Genomic DNA, 23,196 nt, shown 5'->3' with positions numbered 1-23,196 from the left:
AATTACCCATGTTTTTATATCTTGGTGGTTCTCTATTGTAATAACCTATCTGCAAATTGCTTTCAAGTGTCATTAGTCATTTGTTATTTGTCCTTTGTCACTTTCCCAATGACCCACGATCAATGAACAATGACTAATGACTAATAGCTAATGGTTTGAGTAGATTTTTCTCTACTAATAATTCGGCGATTTGTACTGCATTTAATGCTGCACCTTTGCGAATTTGGTCGCCACATAACCATAATTCCAAGCCACAAGGATGAGAAATATCCTGACGAATTCTTCCCACTAGAACTTCATCTCGACCTGTTGCTTCTATTGGCATCGGAAAATGATTCGTTCCCCAATCTTCTACCAATTTTACTCCAGGGGAGGAATTTAAAATTTCTCTGGCTTCCTTCACACTAAAGGGAGTCTCAAATTCTAAATTAATCGCTTCTGAGTGGGCGCGGAGTACGGGAACCCGTATACAAGTCGCAGTGATTCTGATTTGTTGCGTGCCAAATATTTTTCGGGTTTCGTTGACCATTTTCATTTCTTCCTCACAGTAACCCAAATCGTTTAATGGGGAGTTATGTGGGAATAAATTAAATGCCAATGGGTAAGGCAATATTTCAGCAACTGGTGGCTGTCCTTGTAGTATAGCGCTTGTTTGGGTTTTGACTTCTGCCATTGCCCTAGCCCCAGCACCACTAGCTGATTGGTAGGTTGCAGCGACGATGCGTTGCACGGGTTTAACTTTATGCAATGGCCAGACTGCCACAGCCATCAAAATCGTTGTGCAGTTGGGATTAGCGATAATGCCTTGGTGATTCGCTGCAGCTTGGGGATTTACCTCTGGTACTACTAAGGGAACTTTCGGGTTCATCCGAAAGGCACTGGAGTTGTCAATTACCACTGCGCCCTTTTCCACAGCAATTGCTGTCCAAGTTTTGGATGTGGAACCACCCGCACTAGCTAGTACTATATCTACATTTTCAAAGGCGCGATCGCAAACTTGCTCTATTGGTATATTTTCTTCTTTAAACCGTAGCGATCGCCCGATACTCCGCTCTGATGCCAATAACTTCAAGTCAGCAACCGGAAAATTACGACTTTCTAATAATTCCAGCAACTCTGTGCCAACTGCACCAGTCGCTCCTAAAATAGCTAAACGATAGGATTTCGACAAACTTGTTTCCTCCTTTAATAGACTTTATCTGCAATTTTTTGGAACAATTGACAATTTGGTTCTATTTAAATAGCGATCACAGTCTGGAAATACATTTTTAAATAGGTTTATATTTTTCTTTAATTTAGTCTATATTTGATATATTTAATACATTTATTTTTTTTGTTTAATAAGTTAAGTGATGTTGCATTTTAAAATAACGGTAATTTATTTTTTTCATCAATTTTAACCATAACTATACTATATATTATACAACAAACCGCCATTTCTCATAAGAATGTAGATATCTGCACTTAGGCGTTTAACTAAGCATCCTACCTTTAAATAAACAAATGTATTGGTTGCAAACTTAGTTACCAAGATGATGAATAAACTAGGATCTAAATAAAGCCAGCACAACTTAAAACTGAGCTATGCGGTTAAGTAACAGATGCGCTCTCGTACCACACACAACTTACATAATAGCTAGACTCAATACTATAACTTTAACCTGGGGGTACTAACCACCCTTTGAGAACCAGGATATCACGACGTTAGCCTACTGAATAATTAATTCCCAAGTTTTAGAGTGAGTCGGGAGTGAAGAAGTGAATATGGTATGGGTTACAGATTTATTCCCTATCACCTGTCACCTCCCCCCTAATCCCAATGCCTCATTAACCAAATTGTTATGAAGGTAAAATGTCAAGTCCTTGATATTTGGCAGTAAACTGGATGTTTGCCCTAGGACAAACATCCATCCTTGGATGTCACAAGACCTTTTGGCAAACTTTCGTTACCCCTAAGAGACATCAAGCCATAAACGCAAACAATTATTTTATTGCGTTTTGTGTGTACTAGGAGTATAAAATACCAGAAAACTAGAGACGAAGCATGAAAGTCACCCAGGAAAAACTTCCCGCCAGCCAAATTGGCCTGGAAATAGAGATTACGCCGGAAATTACCAAACAAACTTACGAACAGGTCATTAAAAACTTAGCGAGTACTGCCAATATTCCTGGGTTTCGCAAAGGCAAGGTGCCTCGGCCGATATTACTACAACGGCTGGGTACAACTCGAATCAAAGCAGCGGCGCTAGAAGAACTAATTCAAGATGGCATTGAGCAAGCGGTTAAACAAGAAGCCATCCCGGCAATCGGTCAGCCGCAATTGCGCTCTTCCTTTGAGGATTTGATTAATAATTATGAACCTGGAAAACCGCTGACGATTTCGGCTGCTGTGGATGTAGAACCAGAAGTGAATCTAGTGCAGTACACTAATTTGCAAGCCAAGGCCGAAGAAGTCAAGTTCGATCTAGAACGAGTGGAGAACACACTGGATAAGGAACGTCAAGAATTGGCGACATTGATTCCTGTGGAAGGACGTGCCGCTCAAATCGGCGATATTGCCGTAGTCGATTTTAAAGGTTCATTCGCCAAAGTTGAGGGCGAGGATGAAACAGATCAACTAGAACCGATTCCCGGAGCTGAAGCAACTGATTTTCAAGTCGAGTTGCAAGAAGATAAGTTTATTCCAGGCTTTATTTCGGGAATAGTGGGGATGAATCCGGAAGAAACCAAAGAAATTGCGGCGCAGTTTCCAGAGCCTTATGCTAATGAAGAGTTAGCTGGAAAAGCGGCAACTTTCACCGTGACGCTCAAAGAACTGAAGGAAAAGGAACTACCAGAAATAAATGACGATTTAGCCCAGGAAATCAGCGATTTTGAAACTTTAGAAGAGTTTCGTGCTTCTTTGGTAGAGCAATATCAAAAAGAGGCGGACGACAAAACAAAAACCAATAAACAGGAAGCCTTGTTAACGGAACTACTCAAGCACGTAGAAGTTGACTTACCAGCAACTTTGATTGAGCAAGAAGTGGATGCAATGCTAACGCAAACAGCTATCCGGCTGTCTCAGCAGGGATTGGATGTGAGAAAGCTGTTTACTCAAGATATTATTCCGCAATTGCGGGAGCGATCGCGTACTGAAGCAATTGAACGCATCAAACGCTCCTTATCCTTGCGAGAAATTGGCAAACGCGAATCTATTGAGGTAACACCAGAAGAAATTGCAGCCAGAGTCACAGAACTTTTGGAGCAATACTCAGAAGAACAAGACGTTGATGAAGATAAACTGCGCTCAATTGTGGAAAACGAACTGTTAACCGAAAAAATCATCGATTGGCTTTTAGAACACTCATCAGTTGAACTTGTACCTGAAGGTTCTTTGAGTCCTACGGAAGAAACAGAAGATGCAGAATTAGATGCTGATGGTGATGCACCTCAGACAGAGGAAGGAAGCGAAATTTCTACAGAAGTTACAGAAGGATAATAAAAAATCCCACAGCCATGAGTTCACCAGTTCTGAGTTAAAGTACTGGTGAAATGGGTAAGTTAAGGGAGATAAGGAATTAGAGGGAGAAATAACCAATGCCCCATGCCCCATGACACCAGTTCGCACAAGTCGGGAAACCCGCCCATGTGATTGGCTCCCCAATGCCCCATAACTCAGGGATGAAGTCAAAAGAATTAAAGAATTAATGAATTTTTGGCAAATAGTGACACCCGTTATCACTCAAGCTTGATACTGTGTTACACGAGAGGAAATTATATGAGGCATAATGGTTAACACGTAGCTTATAAAAATTTCATTCGGTAAAAGGCAGCATCTGCTGCTGAAACATTAGTCCTAAATAATTGTCAAAGAAAGCTTGTATGCTTGAATCGCAGTCGGGAAATTCCCCAATCAGCAACTTAAGTCGAATAAACATTAACTCCCAGTTAAGCAGCCCTAGCAACATCGTACCGATGGTGATAGAGCAATCCGGCATGGGAGAAAGAGCTTTCGACATCTACTCCCGCCTGCTGCGAGAGCGGATTATCTTTTTAGGAACGCCAATAGACGATGCCGTAGCCAACTCAATTGTGGCTCAGTTGTTATTCCTAGACGCTGAAGACTCAGAAAAAGATATCCAACTGTATGTTAATTCTCCAGGCGGCTCGGTCTACGCAGGGATGGCAATCTATGATACAATACAGCAAATTCGCCCTGATGTTGTTACCATCTGTTTTGGATTAGCCGCGAGCATGGGGGCATTTTTGTTGACAGCAGGAGCTGCCGGCAAGAGAATGTCTCTGCCCGACTCCCGGATTATGATTCACCAACCACTTGGTGGCGCTCAAGGTCAAGCCATTGACATTGAAATTCAAGCTAGAGAAATTCTTTACGTTAAAGCTAAGTTGAATCAGTTAATGGCTCACCATACTGGTCAACCCTTAGAAAGAATTGAAACAGATACTGAGCGCGACTTTTTTATGTCAGCAGAAGAGGCAAAAAACTACGGTTTGATTGATCAGGTTATTTCCAGGCAAAATCTTCCCGTAGCAGGGGAAAACGTCACCATTCTGAAATAAGAGGCTGGTATGTCTAAGTACGACTCCCATTTAAAATGTTCATTTTGTGGCAAGTCCCAAGAGCAGGTGCGTAAATTAATCGCAGGCCCGGGAGTCTACATCTGCGATGAATGCGTTGACTTGTGTAATGAAATACTAGACGAGGAGTTACTCGATACTAATGGTGCGGCAGCACAACCAGCACCAAGAGCAGAGCCACCTGAAAAACGGCGTACCCACTCTGCTAGTATTTCGTTTAATCAAATACCCAAGCCAAGAGAGATTAAAAAGTATCTAGACGAACACGTCATTGGCCAAGACGAAGCGAAGAAAGTTCTGTCAGTAGCTGTTTACAATCACTACAAACGCTTGGCAGTCATTCAGTCTAAAGCCAGTGGCAAACCTGGGGCGGATGATGCCATAGAACTGCAAAAGTCCAACATTTTGTTAATCGGCCCGACTGGTTGTGGCAAAACTCTCTTAGCGCAAACTCTAGCGAAAATCCTGGATGTACCCTTTGCTGTAGCCGATGCGACGACGCTAACGGAAGCAGGGTATGTGGGAGAAGATGTGGAAAATATCTTACTGCGACTGTTACAGGTAGCAGATTTGGATATAGAGGAAGCGCAACGGGGAATTATTTACATTGACGAAATTGACAAAATTGCTCGTAAGAGCGAAAACACGTCAATTACCCGCGATGTTTCTGGCGAAGGTGTACAGCAAGCCTTGCTGAAAATGTTGGAAGGAACGATCGCTAATGTACCACCCCAAGGAGGGCGCAAGCATCCTTATCAAGACTGCATCCAGATTGATACAAGTAATATTTTGTTTGTCTGTGGTGGTGCTTTTGTAGGCTTAGAAAAGATTGTAGATCAGAGAGTTGGTAAAAAAGCAATCGGCTTTGTGCAACCGGGAGAAGGGCAATCGAAGGAGAAACGAGCAGCAGACACTCTTCGCCATCTAGAACCGGATGATTTAGTAAAATTTGGCCTGATTCCAGAATTTATTGGGCGGATGCCAATGGTAGCAGTAGTAGATCCGCTAGATGAAGAAGCGCTAATGGCGATTCTCACCCAACCACGCAGTGCTTTGGTGAAGCAGTACCAAAAGCTGCTGAAGATGGATAATGTCCAATTAGATTTTAAAGCAGATGCTTTACGAGCGATCGCTCAAGAAGCTTACCGCCGTAAAACTGGTGCTAGAGCATTACGTGGTATTGTCGAAGAATTGATGTTGGATGTAATGTACGAGTTACCGTCTCGTAAGGATGTGACACGCTGTACAGTTACACGGGAAATGGTCGAGAAGCGATCAACTGCTGAATTGATAATACATCCGTCTTCACTACCGAAGCCAGAATCTGCTTGATAGTCATTAGTCGTTGGTCATTAGTCATTGGGCAAAAACTAAGGAATAATAACTATGTACCAAGGACAAATGACTAATGACAACTGACAAAGCGCAAAGTCTGAGCGGAGGTTTCCTCCGATAAGAACTTTGTAAGAGAGGATTAATGACTAATGCCTTATATTAATGTTCGTGGCGTTGAGCATTACTACGAATGGGTGAAAAAATCATCCGGTTCTTTGGTAAAACCAGTGATGGTTTTTATCCACGGTTGGGCTGGTTCGGCTAGATATTGGCAAAATACTGCTGATGCTTTATCAGAGCAATTTGATTGTTTACTCTACGATTTGCGGGGATTTGGCCGTTCTCGTGGAAAGCCAACTATTGCCCAAGCAAGTGAAGCTGTTGCTGAATCCTCCTCACCACAAGAAGAATCAGAGGCAATCAAAGAGCTAACCTATGAATTAGAAGAATACGCTGATGATTTGGCAGCTTTGTTAGATGGGTTACATATTGGGCGTGTCTATATCAATGCTCATTCGATGGGTGCTTCTGTTGCCACTTTATTTTTTAACCGCTATCCCCAACGAGTAGAACGAGGAATTTTAACTTGTAGCGGTATTTTTGAGTACGATGAAAAATCATTTAGTGCTTTTCATAAATTTGGTGGCTATGTAGTGAAATTCCGTCCCAAATGGTTAAGCAAAATTCCATTTGTTGACCGGATGTTTATGGCCAGATTTTTATATAGTTCCATACCACATTCTGAGCGGCAAGCTTTTTTAGAAGATTTTCTGGAAGCAGACTACGATGCAGCGATAGGGACAATTTTTACTTCAGTCAGTAAGGCTCAATCTGAAGTGATGCCCCTTGAGTTTGCCAAGCTGACAGTGCCAACTCTACTTGTAGCGGGGGAGTATGACAAGATTATTCCAGCTGAAATGGGGCGTCAAGCAGCTGCACTGAGTGACAAAGTGGAATTTGTGATGATTCCCAACACAGCGCATTTCCCAATGTTGGAAGATGTACCAACTTACCTGCGACTAGTACAAGAGTTTTTGCAAATTAATACCCCACAACCACAAGTCGGATAACTGATAGCGGTTTTTTAAACAGTTAAGTGTACCTGTGTGATACCTTGACGCATTTTATATTGTCGCTTTAACCAAGACTTTTTAATTGGTTTACGGAGCAAAGGAGCAAGTTGAATCAACAGCGATCGCACCAGTGCATTTTTTCGCAGTAGTTCACCTTGTTTAGCTTCTTCTAACTGGAGTTGCTGGGCGCGGATAATTTCTGGCTCACGTTCTGCTTGGATACGCGATAGTGCTATATCAATATCCTGGTGTCCAGTTTTTTTGTGCAACAACGGCACAAGATGATTAGCAGCGACAATCACATCACGGAATGCGAGATTAATTCCTTGAACACGGACAGGAGACATTGGGTGTGCAGCGTCACCCAGAAGCAATACTCCTGGTGCGTGCCATTGGGGACAATAACCAACTACAACAGAGAGTCGAATGGGGGATTCGATAGTGTCTGCATGATTACGGAAATACTCTGCTAGCCATGAAGGTGATAATGAGGCAAAAATCTCTGCCCAATTGGCTTGTTTGGAGTCAGTGTTTTCGGTTGCGGACATTATCCAAGCCAGATGCAGTTTTCCTGACTCTGCTCCGTGAAAGATGGTAAATGCGCGATCACCATTTAAAATAGTACGAAACACATTATTCTCTGCAAACTCAGGGCTGGCGGCAAGTTTAAACCAGAGAATATCAATATTTTTAGGTTGGCGTACCAATTCCAATCCTACACGTTGCCGCACCAGGGAATTTCGACCATCTGCTCCAATCACTAAGTCAGCAGCAAATTCTCTGCCATCGCTCAGTGTTACACCTGCGACACGTTGATTACTCCACAGCAAATCCTTGACAGGAAGACCCTGGATAAATTCAAACCCATCATTGGTTTGAGCTGAGGAAATCAGTGCTTTGAGTAGTAGTGGTTGTGAAACCAGTGTACATGGTTGGGTTGCGCCCATTGGTTCATCAACTTGAAACAACTGCTTGTTCCCGATAATGAATTCCCAGGCGTCGAGTTGTCGATGGGGAATATCCTTCAACAATGCCGATACACCCATTTCCTCTAAAGCTTCTAACCCACTGGGCATTAATCCTTCACCGCGAAATACACGATGAAAGTCTTTTGTTGCTTCAATTAACGTCACAGTAATACCACGTTTTACAAGGAGCAGGGCAAGGGTTACACCTGTTGGGCCTGCACCTACAATCACAATCTGCACTATCCCATTCCTCCTGTATCAGTTGCTCTCAAAGATGTTGGTAGAATTAATCTTGAGATTAACTTAAACCCAGTTCTCGTTTTAGCAAGTTAATCGAGTTAGCGCCGATATAATTTTCCACCTTAATCAGCTTTGGTGGACGAATAATATCTTCATCAGATGCTTGCACGGCTGCTTGCACTGCCGCATAACTGGCTTGGTCGCTGATGATCACCTCAGCCCGCTTAACCATAGCGTGAAGTTTATAGGCATCTTTTGGTTGCGAAGTCATCACCAGTAGTTCATCACCCCGTAAACCGTGGAGGATCACTTCTGCGGCTCGTGCAATCCCGGAACTAAGGCTAACTATGCCTACACAGTTTTCTTTTGGTAAAGTTTTCAATATGCTGAGTTCTTTGCTGTAGTCGTAGATATCGAGAGGAATTACCCGTGCAGCTTTTGGAGCTGCGATCGCTTCTACATTACTGATAAAATATCGACTTGTAACTACTGTTGCAGAGGTAGTTTTATCTAACACAGCTGTTAATTCTTCTATTGCTACTAACTGGACTGGAATTTTTAGCGATCGCTCTAATTCATACACCATCAATTCACCAGCACCCATATCATAAGATGGAACTGCAACCAGTACCCGCGCACTACAACGCAAGCGCCAGTCAATTTCCGCTAAAAATAGCTCTCTGGCTTGATTTAGCGAACATCCTTGAGAAAGCAACTCGTCAAGTGCTTGCTGGACAACTTGATAGGCATGAGGATTTTGCTTAAGAATTGGTGATTGCAGCCTACTACCGCCTTCATGACCTTGGGCACGAACATAAATACCCGAACCAGCCATACTTTCAACAAATCCGTCTTCCTCTAGTTGACGGTAAACCTTACTTATGGTATTACGATGTAACCCCGTTTGCATTGCCAACGCTCTTGTGCTTGGTAATTTGTAAGCCGGGGGATATTGTCGAGAAGCGATCGCAAATCGGATTTGATTAAACAGCTGGGTTGATGCGGGAATTTCGCTGTCTGGCTGAATACGGAATTGAATCATCAGCAAACCTCCTGAATACTAAGTGCTAATGAGTGCTGAGTTCTGTTAGCGGAAGTGGGGCGTTTAGCCCATGCTGAGTGCTGAGTTTTGACTATTAAGTATTGCTTTTATACTCAACACTTTTAACTCAGTCTTTTTTTGTGACCAGCTACATTTGCTACATCTCAAATATGTTTATTTACATATAAAGTTTTTCTGATACAAATTTTTAATGTGCTCACTATTGGTTATTGATAATTTAATTAGAAAAAAGCTAGGCATACTGGCATAGTTATATCAAATAAACACACGGCTAATCACATCGCACTGGTAAGAATTATTATGACAGAGCAAGCAATAATCACCACAACAGTTAATCTTTTGCAAGATAATATTCAAGTGTCTGCTTATCTGGCAGAGCCAAAAGAACCTGGATCTTATCCAGGAGTCGTGGTATTACAGGAAATTTTTGGTGTCAACGTTCATATTCGGGATGTTACAGAACGGATTGCCAAACTTGGGTATGTAGCGATCGCACCTGCACTTTTTCAACGTACTGCTCCTGGCTTTGAAACTGGATACACACCCGAAGATATTGAAATAGGCAGAAGTTACGCCATGCAAACTCAAGCATCAGAGTTATTGAGCGATATTCAATTAGCAATTGACTATCTTAAAAATCTGCCTCAAGTGAAAAAAGATAGTTTTGGCTGTATTGGCTTCTGCTTTGGCGGTCATGTCGCATATCTTGCAGCTACCTTGCCAGATATTAAAGCTACGGCTTCCTTCTATGGTGCTGGAGTTACCAGCCGCACGCCCGGAGGTGGTGCTCCTACTGTTACCCGCACTAAAGAGATTCCAGGTACTCTCTATGCCTTCTTTGGCAGGGAAGATACTAGCATCCCACCTGAACAAGTAGATGAGATTGTAGCAGAGTTAGAAAAATATAAAATTCCTCATCGTGTGTTTCGCTACGATGGAGCTGATCACGGATTTTTCTGTGACCGTCGTGGCAGTTATAATCCTAAAGCTGCGACCGATGCTTGGGAGCAAGTAAAACAACTCTTTGGTCAACTAAACTGAAGCATACGCAGCCAATGTCATTAGTCATTGGTCATTGGTGAATAACAAAGGACAAATGACAAATGACAATCTAAACTTCAGTTGCACCATCTCAAATAACAATTAATCTTCAAAAGTCATGAATTCCGAATCGAAACTTTCTCAAACAGCCAATTCGTCATTTACGATGGACGATTTTGCCAAAGCATTAGAAAAACACGACTACCAGTTTCAAAAGGGACAGGTTGTACACGGCAAAGTGTTCCAACTTGACCATGATGGAGCCTATGTTGATATTGGTGGCAAGTCGTCAGCTTTTCTGCCGCGCGATGAGGCTTCTTTGAGAGCAGTTACCGATTTATCGGAAGTGCTGCTATTGCAAGAGGAAATGGAGTTCTTGATTATCCGAGAGCAGGATGCAGAAGGGCAAGTTACTCTTTCTCGAAAGCAGTTAGAAATTCAGCACATCTGGGAACGACTGACCGAAATGCAGGAAAATTCTCAGACTGTGCAAGTACGGGTTATCGGTGTGAATAAAGGTGGTGTAACCGTCGATATTCTTTCTTTGCGGGGATTTATCCCGCGATCGCACCTGGCAGAGCGTGATAATTTAGAAGCACTCAAAGGTCAAAATCTGACTGTGGGCTTTTTGGAAATTAATAAAAGCACCAACAAACTCATCCTTTCCCAGCGTTTAGCAACTCGTTCTAGTAACTTCAGCTTATTAGAACTAGGTCAATTGGTGGAAGGTAAAGTTACTGGTATCAAACCTTTTGGTGTATTTGTCGATTTAAATGGTATGGGGGCTTTGCTTCATATCAAGCAGGTAAGCCAGAAATTTATTGATTCTTTAGAAAAGGTATTTCAAGTTGGTCAGCCAATTAAAGCTGTAATTATTGACTTGGATGAGGGTAAAGGGCGGGTTGCTCTTTCTACCAGAGTTTTGGAAAACTTCCCTGGTGAAGTGCTAGAGAATTTTGATGAGGTGATGGCTTCAGCTGAGGCGCGTGCGAATAGAGCTAATAACAAAGCTTCTGAATAATTTTGAAGTGGGCTGTTTGCACAAAGCGTTTAAATCGTCATCTGAAACAATTTTAAATTTTGAATTTTGAATTTTGAATTGTTAATACTCCCCCTGCATCTACAAAGATGTCGGGGGATTTTAAATTGGGAAAAGTTTTAATTAGGAATTATTTATGGCTAATGGGACTTAGGCAAAAAACACCGATAAAATGACCTCAAACGTATATCTCAAAGGATTTTGACATCGTTTTGCTTGGTTTAATGATATATCTAGGTTTCAGGCGTTTTCGGGCATTTGGTGTATTTACCTTACCTCACAAGGGTTTAAGGCTTATTTATTCCTCAAAAATGTTTAAGTCCCGTTAACAGCTTTTGGCTAAACTGAATATTTTTTTATTTGGGAGTCCTAAAGTCGAATTTAATAAGCAAAATGACATTTGACTTACTCAAAAGCTGTGTTTACTTTCTCAAAAGCTGCTTTTGCTTTCTCATTTCGGTGTTTTACGCAAGCAAAAGCTGTGTTTGCTTTCTCAAAAGCTGCTTTTGCTTTCTCATTTCGGTGTTTTACGCAAGTAAAATAAGCTTTTACTTTCTCAAACTCCAGTTTGCTTTCTCATTTCGGTATTTTCCGCAAGCAATCAAGCATATTGCTGACTCATTTCAGTAATTCACACACTCGTGACAATTACCCCTTTAAAATTACTTCTCTTTATCTTTCTCTAATGCTTCCTGGATTGCACGACGACAAAATTCTGGAGGATCATCTTTGGTAGATAGTTCTTCCTTCATAGTCTTGGTAATGCGTAGGTTAATCCTTTCTGTTAATGATTCTTCTCTATTTGATTTAATTGGTTGTAAATTTTGTGGATTCCCTTTAGGATTAGGCATTATTGAGAAATATAAACAAGGCTTGATTTACTTGGTGCCAAAACAATAGATTGTTTTTTGGTGGTTGCGACAACTTGCCGGAAGTACAACCACCAATATCCAATATCAAAAATGGACACTACTATTTTATGTTCACGCGTTCCGAACTTGAGATCAAAACTATTAAAGAATTACGCGACTTGTGTCGTAGATATGGCATCAAACCAACTGGAAATCCAGGATACAAAACCTCGTACATCGTAACTCTGATGGCATTTCCACTTTTAGCGCTGCAACAAATGAAGCAAGGTAAAGGCTTAAAATTCCCTAACTTTAACGCTATCCAAGTTATCAGTTCTGCTATAGATGAGATGAATTCACCCACAGATGAGCAAGCAGCACTAATTCGGATAACGCTTGAAGGCAGGAAAATGAACTATCCTGACCGATATGACCAAGAAAACCTGCTGAATTTGCACAAGGCTAAGATGTCGCTTGAACAAGCTATTGGCTTGTTGAGCCAGTAAAACTAATCCTATTACTCTATCCCCTGCATCTACAAGGATGTAGGGGATCATTTTTAGAGTATTAGAATAAATAAGGTATGACTATATCTTGAGCATGGTAATCAAGTATAAAAATATGCTCATATCTCTATTTAAGTATTGCTCAATGAATTTTGGGCATATATCGAGCATTTTGACAACTATAAACGCTGTAACTATTCAATTTAGGTATTTATATGTTTCTGGTAACTGGTGCAACCGGAGGAATTGGCCGCAGAGTTGTGCGACTCCTACGACAACGAGAACAATCTGTGCGGGCATTTGTCCGTCTTAATTCGCGCTACAGCGAGTTAGAACACCGGGGTGCAGAAATTTTCATTGGTGACTTGCTAGAGGAAAAAGATATCCAAAAAGCTAGTCAGGGTGTGCGGTATATTATCAGCGCCCACGGTTCTGATAGCGATGCCTTATCTTTAGATTACCGCGCGAATATTGAACTCATCGACCAGGCAAAAGCCAATGGCGTAGAGCATTTTGTCTTTATTTCTGTACTGGGAGCCGATCGCGGTTATGAAGATGCTCCCGTTTTCAAAGCCAAACGAGCAGTAGAGCGATATTTAGCAGCTAGTGGCTTAAATTACACTATTTTGCGCCCAGCTGGATTAGCATCTAACTTGCTGCCACTGGTAGAACGATTTCGGGAAACGGGATTGTATTTGCTGGTTGGCGATCGCAAAAACCGTACCTCAATTGTCAGTACCGATGATTTGGCAAGGATAGTTGTGGATTCTGTGACGGTTGAAGGCGCTCGTAACCAGATTTTACCCGTCGGCGGGCCAGAGATTTTATTAAGAGAAGATATTCCCCGGATTTTTGGTCGGATTTTCGCTAAAGAACCAGTAATAATTAACTCACCCTTATTTCTCATTGATGGGTTACAGAGCGCATTAGGTTTATTTAATCCCCAAACCCAAAAAGCTTTGGGAACTTTTCGTACATTGCTAGCAAATGAATTTTTCTGCACAAAAGATGAAATTGTCAATTTAGAGGCAATTTTTCACTTCCAATTAGAGACATTAGAAAATTTTTTGCGGCGCTATTTAGCAGTTTGAATAGTCATTAGTCATTGGTCATTGGTCATTCGTGAATAACTAAGGACAAATGACAAATGACTAATGACTAATGATAAATGATAAAGGACAAAAATATATGGTAAATGCTGCTCAAGCACGTCAGACAAAAGAACGATTCGCCCAACCGGAGGAACAACTTACTTATGAATTGGGGAAGGCAGTACAGGAATTGCCACCCCTGTACACTAGATTATTAGCGGGAACAATGAGCGCCATCGTCTTTGGGGCGATCGCTTGGGCGTACTTCTCACAAATAGATGAAGTCGCAACAGCACCAGGGGAATTAATCGCTTCTACACAGGTAAGACCGGTGACATCTTTAGGTGGAGGGTCAATTGTTGCTGTTAAAGTTCAAGAAGGCGATCGCGTTACTAAAGGTCAAGTTCTGATTCAAAAAGATCCAGACTTGCAAATAACCGATGTTTCCCGCCTAGCTAAATCTAGTAGATTGATTCAAGATGATTTACAACGTTTGGATGCAGAACGTGTTGGAGGCAAAACTACTGGGACGAAACTGCAAGATGAACTTTTAAATTCTCGCCTGCAAGATTACCAAGCGCGTCAAGCTGCGGCGGAAGCAGAAGCAAATCGTCAAATAGCACTCATCGATCAAGCCAAAGTCCGCTTGACTCGATTGCAAGATAACTTGGTTAATGCCAAAAGCAGCTTTGCGAATGCTCAAACCAACCTTGTGAATGCAGATAGCATCAGAATTAAAATTGAAAGTAATTTAGCCCTTGCTCAAGAAAGGGAAAAAAGCCTACGCACTCTAATTACTCCTGGCGCTGTACCTCGTGTCGATTACCTGGATGCTCAAGAAAGATTAACTCGTGCAAAGACAGAAATCACCAAAGCGCAAGATGAAGTGACCAACGCCCAGAATAGAATCACAGAGGCTCAAGATAAAGCCACATCATTAGAAAAAGATATTGCTGCTCAAGTCCAGGAAATTCGCCAAGCAGAACAAGCTTACAACGCTGCACGCAGTCAAGCCCAGCGTGTAGCATCAGAACGCCAAAGCGAAATTTTGACGGAGTATAATAAGCGTAAAGAAGAACTGACAACTGTTCAAGGTCAATTAGAACAGGCGAGGAAGCAACAAGCTTTAGAAACGATTGAGGCTCCCGTAGCCGGTACAATTTATAAAGTTAAAGCCACCAAGGGGCCAGTACAATCGGGTGAAGAATTGCTGTCAATTTTGCCGGAAGGCGAAGAAATGCTTCTAGAGGTAAAAGTTCTCAACCGCGATATTGGATTTATTCGTCAGGGAATGAAGGCAAAAGTGAAAATGGCAACTTTTCCCTTCCAAGAATTTGGCATTGTGGATGGCGAAGTTATGCAAGTCAGTCCAAATGCAATTGCTGATAAAGAATTGGGTTTAGTTTTTCCGACGAGAATTAAGCTAAATAAACACTCAGTAAACGTCCGCGGTCAAGAAGTAGAATTTACACCAGGGATGGCTGCTACAGGTGAAATCGTCACTCGTAAAAAGTCAATTTTGACATTCATCACTGAGCCTGTAACACGCCGATTTAATGAAGCATTTTCCGTTAGGTAGGAAAGTCTGCTAAATTGGTGATCGCTCCCTTATCTCCTTCATCTTCACAACTGGAGTTTAGACTAATCCATGATCAAATGACCCAGTAGCACTGAGTTGACAATCTACACACCCATTGCCTGGGAAACCCGTCTTGGGGTCATTTTAACCTCTAACTTTTGCCAGGAAAAAAGGTTTTCAGTCACAATATCAGGCTTCAGCCAAAGTTGCCAAGTCATTAATGGTAGCAAGTCACTCCAGTGTTCACACTGTTCCGGGGAAAAACCACAATTGGAATGCAGTACTAAAATTTTCAATTAACATTTCATTATCTAAGGTCAGTTCAGACTTTTTCAAAGTTTTAAGGTATCTGTATCGCTTAAGCGCTTTTTGCTGTTGGTAGCCTCTATCTGTCTCAAGGTGCCAATTGTTGTAGTCCTTCAGCATACTAATTACGTTTCCAATTAAGAGAAAAGTCCTGCTTGACGATTAGCATTAACTAGCTATAAACTGCTCAGTTGAGATTTCATGAAGTTTTATAAAGTTTAACATTGTCTTTAGATTTTGGCAGATCTGATGTGGAATTGGTTAAAAACTCGTTGCAATGCTTGCAGCGCCGCTCTATTACAAAAACCTCATTCCAGCTTATGTATCGTACAACTCACGCCCAAAAATGTAGGGGTTTAGCTTGCTAAACCCCTATATTCATTCATGACTGATGAGCGAGTTGGTTGACTTTCTTAACCAAGGAATATTAACTGCTAATCGCTGTAATTTTCAAGTCATACCCAAGAATTTTCTATACTGCTCTATTTGTTTTTGTATTTCCTCTAGTTGTTTGCCAAAATCGAGATTATTCTCATCTTCATTGCTATTCACGTTGATGCTGCTCAAATTATTCTCATATTGGAATTGCGACCATAGTTCTGTATTGGTTAATCCATTATTATCTGCGGCTGATGTCAGATATTTAGTAGTTTCTGCGTAAGTATAGCCTGTTTTAGACATGGCCTGACCGCTCGCAGGGCTAAAATCAGAATTATTCCAACTGGTGGTAGTTTCTGGTGTTAGAGATTTTCCTGTTTCTGTAATTGCCTGATCGATTCGAGAACCAAAATTGGAACTATTAAAACTAGAGCTTGTAGTTTGCGTCTTATTTACTGCTGTGTCTGCAATCACCTGACTTGCTAGAGAACTGACATTAGAAAGATTCAAACTAGAGTTTGTAGTTTGCGTACTATTTTCTGCGGTTTCTGTGACAATCTGACGTACTTGGGCATCAGTCAGGTTGGGGTTAGCACTAAGCATCAGGGCAACGATACCAGCAACGTGGGGAGCAGCCATAGATGTACCGCTATAAGTTGCATACTGATTATTCGGAACTGATGAATAAATATTGACTCCTGGAGCTGTGACGTAAGCGATTTGATTTGTTCCAGAGCGGTTAGAGAAGTCGGCCAAATTATTATTCTTATCTACTGCCCCAACGGCAATCCCCGACTTGGATGCATAGCGGGCGGGATATTCTGGTGATGAACCACCATCATTACCTGCTGCCATGACGACAATCACTCCTTTACTGCTGGCATAGTCAATAGCTGACTCTAGAGTGCGATTGGAAGATGAGCCTCCTAAACTGAGGTTAATCACATTAGCTCCATTATCTACAGCGTAACGAATACCTTTAGATATGGAACTAAGTGAACCAGAGCCAGAACTATCTAAAGCTTTAACAGGCATAATCTTGGCATCGTAGGCAATACCAGTGACACCGTAGTTATTATTTTCTCCGGCGATCGTGCCGGAAACATGAGTACCATGACCGTTGTCATCTAGGGTGTTATTGTTTTGATCGGCAAAGTTCCAACCGTAATTATCATCAACATAGCCATTGCCATCATCATCTATACCATTACCCGCAATTTCCTTGGTATTTGTCCAGATATTATTTTTTAAATCCTCGTGGTTGTAGTCAACTCCAGTATCTACAACAGCGACAACAACTCCTTTTCCTGTATATCCATGTGCCCAAACTTCCGGTGCTTTAACCAGGTCTGCTCCCCAATTATTACCACCAAGATCGGGAACATCAGCAAAGGTCTTCTGATTAATAGCTCTAGCCACTGCTGCTGCTCCATTAATCAAGCCATAGCCATTAGTGGGGTTATAATTTTGAGTGCTAAAATTTTCAGATTCATCATTTAGCAACTGCATATCAGCATCGGCTGATTTATAGCTACTACGTCTGCTGAAGTTGAAGCCGTAGTCATCTTTCGTATTAAAGCTATCTAATGAGGAGATTGAAGTGACATTAAGCCGTTTATTTGACAATATATTGTTATTAACATCATCAATGTGCATAAGTTTTTTCTCAAAGATAGCAACCGATTTTTGACAGTTTTAAGCCTTGAAACCTTGACAATCAGAAGATTTCAATCAATATGTGAATAAACCTCATTGTCAATAATTACTATGAAATTTCATAACAAAATGCTAATTCTATTACCAAAAAACACTCTGATAAGTACAGTTTTCATTAAGAGTAAATTTATCGAGTAAATCTTAAATTTTGGAGGTGTATTATTGGTGACTAATCTAAAAATGGTCACAGGGCGCTATAACTATTTTTGTCACTCTTAAAACTACTGCGATCGCTAGCTATAAAAATGTTTGCTTACCTCTGGAGCAAGGATAATTATTAAAATCAGCAAAATTAAAATAGCGAATGAAGTTATGCTCCATTCGCCAAAGGCTATCCTTAAGCTGCTTTACAAAAGTTTATCTTTTATATAGCTATAAACTTTGAGTTAGTTAAATCTATTAAATGTTTGCTTGCTGCCGTTGATATAGTGACCAATACAAACCCTTTTGTTGCAACAATTGTGAATGAGTACCACGTTCGGCAATCACGCCTTGCTCCAATACCAAAATCAAGTCAGCACGTTTAAGGGGTGCAAAGCGGTGAGCAATCAGAAACACGGTACGGTTAGCGGAAATTTTTTGCAGGTTTTGCAGCACTTGTTGTTCTGTTTCACTATCCAAGGCGCTAGTAGCTTCATCCAAAACTAAAATCGGCGCTTGGGAAAGAAATAGCCTTGCTAGGGCAATACGTTGTCTCTGTCCACCAGATAAAGCTGTACCGCGTTCGCCAACATTGGTTTCGTAACCGTAGGGTAATTGACTAATGAAGTCGTGGGCCACAGCTAATCTTGCCGCCTCTACTACTTGCTCTGCGGTAATGTCGGGACTACCGAGAGTGATATTTTCCAAAATAGAACCGTTAAATAAAAAGTCTTCTTGGAGAACTACACTAACTTGTTGCCTGAGTGAGGCTAAATCAGCACTTTTTATATCAAAACCATCAATCAGGATGCGTCCTGATTCAATTTGATAGAGGCGTTGTAATAGTTTAGACAGGGTACTTTTTCCAGAACCGCTACGTCCGACAATGCCAACAAACTGTCCTGGTTCGGCACTGAAAGAGATTCCCCGCAAAATTGCGTCAAAGTTGGATCGGTAGCGGAAAAATACTTGCTCGAAGGTGACTTGTCCTTTCAGAGGTGGCAAAACTAAGCCAGTTCCCAGTTCAGCTTCTGGGGAGACGTTGAGAATATCACCAATGCGATCTACAGAAAGTAGCACTTGTTGAAGGTTTTGCCACAATTGTACTAAGCGCAAAAGCGGGCCTGTAACTCTACCAGATAGCATTTGAAATGCCACAAGCTGTCCGATTGTGAGCTTTTGTTCGATAACTAACTTGGCTCCATACCAGAGAATCAGCATCGTGGAAAAATTCGTGAGAAAGTCACCAATGTTGCTGCTGATATTAGAGGTGGTAGAAGCTTTAAAACCTGTGCGAATGAAGCGGGCAAATAAACCTTCCCAGCGATCGCGGGCTATTGGTTCGGCTGCATGGGCTTTAACGGAGTGAATCCCGGTCACTGTCTCTACTAGAAACGATTGACTATCAGCACTGCGGTTAAAAGTTTCGTTCAACCAGTTACGCAGAATTGGTGTTGCAACTATCGTCAATGTGGCAAATAGCGGCAGTACTGCTAAGGCGACAAAGGTGAGTGGGATATTATAGTAAAACATCAATGCCAGGTACACCACAGCAAAGATGCTATCTAGAATTACAGTTAATGCTGTACCTGTGAGAAACTGACGAATTTGTTCGAGTTCCTGGACTCTTGCTACTGTGTCTCCGACGCGTCGCGACTCAAAATAAGCTAAAGGCAAACGCATCAGATGGCGAAATAGCTGTGCTGATAAACTCAAATCCAGACGACGAGCTGTATGGGTAAAGATAAATAGGCGCAGAATACCCAGTATGGATTCAAATATGGCTACGCATAAAAGTGCAAATGCCATCACATCGAGAGTTGGCAAACTCCCCTGCACCATCACTTTATCAATGACGACTTGGGTAATTAGCGGTGTTGTTAACCCCAAAAGCTGCAAGGTAAAAGATGCTAACAAGACTTCTGTTAGCAATCCCTTATACTTCCAAACTGCTGGGGTGAACCAACTCAGGTTAAATTTTTCTTGCTGGGATATGAGTTCTACTTGCCACAATCGTCCATCCCAAGATGCCTCAACTATCGACTGTGGCAAGCTTTCACAAGTCCGTTCGGGATTTAGAGGGTTAGCGATAATTAAGCGATCGCCTTTAACTCCATAAGCTACCACCCAGGATGGACTTTGGGGTGAGTCAGAATTCCACAGCAGTAAAGCTGGAAATGACAACTGTCGCAACTCACTCCAACTCACTTGTAACCGCCGCATCACTAACCCTAACTTTTCTGCTGCTTCCACAACCTGTTTTGGGCGTTGTCCTCTAAGTTGGCGCTGCACCCATTCCAATTGCACAGAACTTTCTAACTGTTGCGCTACCATTGTCAAACAGGCAGCAGCGGTATTCCAGCTGGCGACAAACGGATAAATTGAAGTGATTTGATTGGCGGCTGGGAGTCCTCTTTGGGGTTGGAGGCTGTGGGGGCTGGAAGTGCCGTCTAAGGCTGATGTTACTGAAGGAGTAGTAGAAAAGGAAAATGTCTCCTTTTGTCCCTCCATGTCCACTGGTAACACTTGCCAAAATTCTTGAATTTGTGGGTGAGAAAATTCTGCCCACAGCGCAGTATCCCAATAAACTACTACCACTTCTTTACTAGCAGCTACAGCTTTAAAATCCGCAGACAGCTTTTGGAATTCACCAAACCAATCCCCTGCATCTAGGGCTGCTAAAGGTTTGCCAATCCCTTCTTCTCGTAAGCGGACTTTCCCAGCCACAATTAAAAATTGATAGCCACCGACATCGTTTGACCAGATTTTTTCTCCAAGACGATACTGGCGTATTTGGCACTCATTTTCCAATCGGGATTGTTGTTCGGGAGTCAACCAGCATAGCGGTGGCTGATTCCAAGGCAAAGAAGCTAGCACTTTTAATCGTAAAGATTCATTATCCAGAATTTTTAACTCACTTGTAACTTGACTGTCAGTTTTTGAATTTTCTCTGCTAGCCATTTTTCAAACAACTCATTTTGTAGTGCTTGCTGTAGTTGAATATCTTCTAAAGACGCTGGTAGAAATTGTTCTACTCGAAACAAACCATAAGGCCCTTCTCCTTGGGGAGAGTCTTTGCCAACGATTTCTATTGGTCCTATCAATTGTCCAGGACTGGCCACATCAATAGCTGCTCGTAATATATCCGGCATACTACCTCGGCTGACGATTCCCATCATGCCATTCACAATTCGGTCATCTGAAAGGGAATACTCTTTAGCTAGTTGCTCAAAACTACCTCCTTCTTCAATTTGGGTTTGGAGTTCGTCTACCAATTCTCGATTATCAACAACAATCCGGGAAAGTACTACCCGATCCAAGAAAATTTTGCGTTCAATAAAATATTCTGGAAGTTTTGTTTCTGTCACTACGGCTTTCAGCTTTTCTAACTTGTAACCAAAAGCAACCGATGTGTGAAAAGTAGCGTAATCTGTATTATTTGTCTTTAACCATTCTTGAAAACTTTGGGGATCCGTGAGTTGATTTTTCAGCCGAAAGTCAATAATTGCCTGTTCAGTTATTGCGGTGCCAATTTCAATATCATCTCGTGTTCTGATTTCTTCCTCAATTACGTACTGCCGGAGAATATCTCCAATGAACTGTCCTAATTTTCCAGAGGCTTGCAGGTACTTTACTGCTTGCTCTATAGAAATTATTTGGTCATTAATTGTTAAAAACGATAAAGATTCCATGAACTAATTATGTGAAAATAGTTAAACATTTATAGGACTTTTAAATTAAATCATATAAAAATCATCTAGTCATTAATGGATAAATATGATAAAGATTCCATGAATTAATTACATCTAAATTGTCAAAAAATTATATAGCTAGTAAATAAAATAATTTGCCACAATCACTTTTACAGTCTAACAAGAACAAAATCAGGATTGAAAATCTTAGTGGTGGCGCAGTAGCAAGGCAAATTAGTTATTTTCTACCAATGCCCAATGCCCCACCTAAACAGAGTAATTGTTTTTATTCGGTCTAATTAAATGAAAGTTATCCATGTCCAAGCAAGTAGTACAGATGCGATCGCACCAATTAATGTATTAAAAATATTTACTACTTCATTGGTTAGCCAGGTATACTTAGATTGCAGTGTTGCCCCAATCACACTTTCTAAGCTGGTGGCAATAAATGCTGCCAGCACACACCAAGCTACTCCCAATAGATCGATTAAACCAATTCCCCAACCCACAAATGCGATCGCTACAGAAGCCACAATCCCAGCTAAAGTTCCCTCCAAGCTTACCGCTCCTTCTGTACCACGAGGTACTGGTTGGAGTGTGGTAATCAAAAAGGTGCTTTTACCATAAGCTTTACCAACTTCACTAGCAGTGGTGTCAGCCAGCTTTGTACTAAAACTTGCTACATAGGCTAACAATAATAGGGACTGGGGAAGGTGGAGTCCCCCCTGGGGATAAGGGGTAATGGGGATTAGAGACTGGGAAGTAGGTACGAGGAATCCCGAATTTATTATTCCTACTCCCAAGGCACACAGCGCCCCAGTCAAAGCCGAACCCCAAACATTTTCTGGACCTCTAGCCCCAGAACGCTTTTCGGCAATTCCTTCTGCCTCCTTCTGCGCCATACCAATGCGGGTAACGCCAGAACCAACCAAAAAATAGAACATTACTACTGCATATCCTTGCCAGCCTAATGTTACCCAAATTAAGATGGCTAAGAACCAGGCGTGAAATAATCCAGCAGGGGTAAGTAGCTTTTTCGGAGCAATCCAAGCTAAACCCAATAAAATTGTGTTTAATACTACTGCTACTAACCAGGGATTTACAGAATCAATTGAGGTTGACATCAGCAATTAATCATGAGTAATTTTGTCTTAATATCAACAGAATAACCAATTTTTCATGCTTGGTGCTTTATTTTTGAAACCTCTCTAGCTCAAATAATATGTTTGTATTATTGACTAAATTGCGTAGGCATTGCTCTGAAAGCTTAGTGTAAAATTATAAACGATGTCTTAGAGATACACTGCAATATTAACTAAAGAACGTGGATTAAACAAAATGCAAAACTTCTTTGAGTTAGGCGGACTCTTGGAGTGCGTAATCCAACCCAAGCACTTTATTATGGTGCGTTAAGTTCTCAATACACTCGATGAAAGTTGTAAGTGATTAAATCTACGTTCCTAAATATCTCCTTATACAAACTTAAATTAATATAGCTGCATAAGCCAAAGCAGTTACCTAAAGAATTAAGTGTAAATTATGTAGATAAAGAACAAAGTCTGTAGCCGCAGAGTACAGTGGCTAAAGTATTGCTCA

General features: G+C 41.4%; 17 protein-coding genes. 9 read left to right on the top strand and 8 right to left on the bottom strand.

Features of this window, described 5'->3' with window-relative positions:
• Nucleotides 1-133: 133 nt before the first annotated feature.
• On the bottom strand, nt 134-1,171 hold the full coding sequence (locus tag V7K89_RS06360; RefSeq protein WP_335185392.1) for an aspartate-semialdehyde dehydrogenase: 1,038 nt from the start codon (nt 1,169-1,171) through the stop codon (nt 134-136).
• An 873-nt stretch (nt 1,172-2,044) separates the two neighbouring features.
• Between V7K89_RS06360 and tig the strand changes: the two genes are divergently transcribed.
• The 4 genes from tig to V7K89_RS06340 all read left to right on the top strand — a co-directional run bounded on the left by tig (nt 2,045) and on the right by V7K89_RS06340 (nt 6,986).
• Nucleotides 2,045-3,481, top strand: coding sequence for a trigger factor (gene tig, locus V7K89_RS06355; RefSeq protein ID WP_335185390.1), 1,437 nt, complete (start codon nt 2,045-2,047; stop codon nt 3,479-3,481).
• A 383-nt stretch (nt 3,482-3,864) separates the two neighbouring features.
• Nucleotides 3,865-4,563 (top strand): ATP-dependent Clp endopeptidase proteolytic subunit ClpP, encoded by a 699-nt coding sequence (gene clpP, locus V7K89_RS06350; protein ID WP_335185388.1) that lies wholly within the window; start codon nt 3,865-3,867, stop codon nt 4,561-4,563.
• Between the two features lie 9 nt (nt 4,564-4,572).
• A complete protein-coding gene (clpX, locus tag V7K89_RS06345; RefSeq protein WP_292775233.1) occupies nt 4,573-5,913 on the top strand; it encodes an ATP-dependent protease ATP-binding subunit ClpX in 1,341 nt (446 codons plus the stop codon).
• A gap of 152 nt (nt 5,914-6,065) precedes the next feature.
• Nucleotides 6,066-6,986 (top strand): alpha/beta fold hydrolase, encoded by a 921-nt coding sequence (locus V7K89_RS06340; RefSeq protein ID WP_335185386.1) that lies wholly within the window; start codon nt 6,066-6,068, stop codon nt 6,984-6,986.
• A gap of 14 nt (nt 6,987-7,000) precedes the next feature.
• On the opposite strand, the gene V7K89_RS06335 is transcribed toward V7K89_RS06340, so the two are convergent.
• Both V7K89_RS06335 and V7K89_RS06330 read right to left on the bottom strand, forming a co-directional pair.
• The gene (locus V7K89_RS06335; protein ID WP_335185463.1) at nt 7,001-8,200 is read right to left on the bottom strand and encodes an FAD-dependent monooxygenase; all 1,200 of its coding nucleotides are present in this window, start codon (nt 8,198-8,200) and stop codon (nt 7,001-7,003) included.
• A gap of 55 nt (nt 8,201-8,255) precedes the next feature.
• Nucleotides 8,256-9,239, bottom strand: a complete 984-nt coding sequence (locus V7K89_RS06330) for a GntR family transcriptional regulator (protein WP_335185384.1) — start codon at nt 9,237-9,239, stop codon at nt 8,256-8,258.
• 321 nt (nt 9,240-9,560) lie between these two features.
• Between V7K89_RS06330 and V7K89_RS06325 the strand changes: the two genes are divergently transcribed.
• The gene (locus tag V7K89_RS06325; protein ID WP_335185382.1) at nt 9,561-10,301 is read left to right on the top strand and encodes a dienelactone hydrolase family protein; all 741 of its coding nucleotides are present in this window, start codon (nt 9,561-9,563) and stop codon (nt 10,299-10,301) included.
• Between the two features lie 118 nt (nt 10,302-10,419).
• Nucleotides 10,420-11,322, top strand: coding sequence for a S1 RNA-binding domain-containing protein (locus tag V7K89_RS06320; RefSeq protein ID WP_335185379.1), 903 nt, complete (start codon nt 10,420-10,422; stop codon nt 11,320-11,322).
• Nucleotides 11,323-12,002: 680 nt separating this feature from the next.
• Here the strand turns inward: V7K89_RS06320 and V7K89_RS06315 are convergent.
• Nucleotides 12,003-12,191, bottom strand: coding sequence for a hypothetical protein (locus V7K89_RS06315; RefSeq protein WP_335185376.1), 189 nt, complete (start codon nt 12,189-12,191; stop codon nt 12,003-12,005).
• 128 nt (nt 12,192-12,319) lie between these two features.
• On the opposite strand from V7K89_RS06315, the gene V7K89_RS06310 reads away from it, so the two are divergent.
• From V7K89_RS06310 to V7K89_RS06300, 3 genes are all read left to right on the top strand, one after another.
• A complete protein-coding gene (locus tag V7K89_RS06310) occupies nt 12,320-12,697 on the top strand; it encodes a hypothetical protein (RefSeq protein ID WP_335185374.1) in 378 nt (125 codons plus the stop codon).
• Between the two features lie 215 nt (nt 12,698-12,912).
• A complete protein-coding gene (locus V7K89_RS06305; RefSeq protein WP_335185372.1) occupies nt 12,913-13,788 on the top strand; it encodes an SDR family oxidoreductase in 876 nt (291 codons plus the stop codon).
• Nucleotides 13,789-13,858: 70 nt separating this feature from the next.
• Nucleotides 13,859-15,367 carry an HlyD family efflux transporter periplasmic adaptor subunit gene (locus V7K89_RS06300; protein ID WP_335185370.1) on the top strand — a complete coding sequence of 503 codons (1,509 nt, stop codon included), beginning with the start codon at nt 13,859-13,861 and terminating at the stop codon, nt 15,365-15,367.
• A gap of 756 nt (nt 15,368-16,123) precedes the next feature.
• Here the strand turns inward: V7K89_RS06300 and V7K89_RS06295 are convergent.
• The 4 genes from V7K89_RS06295 to V7K89_RS06280 all read right to left on the bottom strand — a co-directional run bounded on the left by V7K89_RS06295 (nt 16,124) and on the right by V7K89_RS06280 (nt 22,724).
• Nucleotides 16,124-17,707, bottom strand: a complete 1,584-nt coding sequence (locus V7K89_RS06295) for a S8 family peptidase (protein ID WP_335185368.1) — start codon at nt 17,705-17,707, stop codon at nt 16,124-16,126.
• Between the two features lie 459 nt (nt 17,708-18,166).
• Nucleotides 18,167-20,869: a type I secretion system permease/ATPase gene (locus V7K89_RS06290; RefSeq protein ID WP_335185366.1), complete on the bottom strand. Its 2,703-nt coding sequence runs from the start codon at nt 20,867-20,869 to the stop codon at nt 18,167-18,169.
• Complete coding sequence (locus V7K89_RS06285) at nt 20,818-21,600, bottom strand: peptidylprolyl isomerase (protein WP_335185364.1); 783 nt, start codon at nt 21,598-21,600, stop codon at nt 20,818-20,820. Before V7K89_RS06285 ends, V7K89_RS06290 begins: the two co-directional genes overlap by 52 nt.
• A gap of 299 nt (nt 21,601-21,899) precedes the next feature.
• On the bottom strand, nt 21,900-22,724 hold the full coding sequence (locus tag V7K89_RS06280; RefSeq protein WP_335185360.1) for a TIGR00297 family protein: 825 nt from the start codon (nt 22,722-22,724) through the stop codon (nt 21,900-21,902).
• Nucleotides 22,725-23,196: the final 472 nt, after the last annotated feature.

Source organism: Nostoc sp., assembly GCF_036917515.1.
GTDB lineage: Bacteria > Cyanobacteriota > Cyanobacteriia > Cyanobacteriales > Nostocaceae > Nostoc.
The sequence above is the reverse complement of the archived record's forward strand: the minus strand, read 5'-3'. Positions and strand labels throughout refer to the sequence as shown.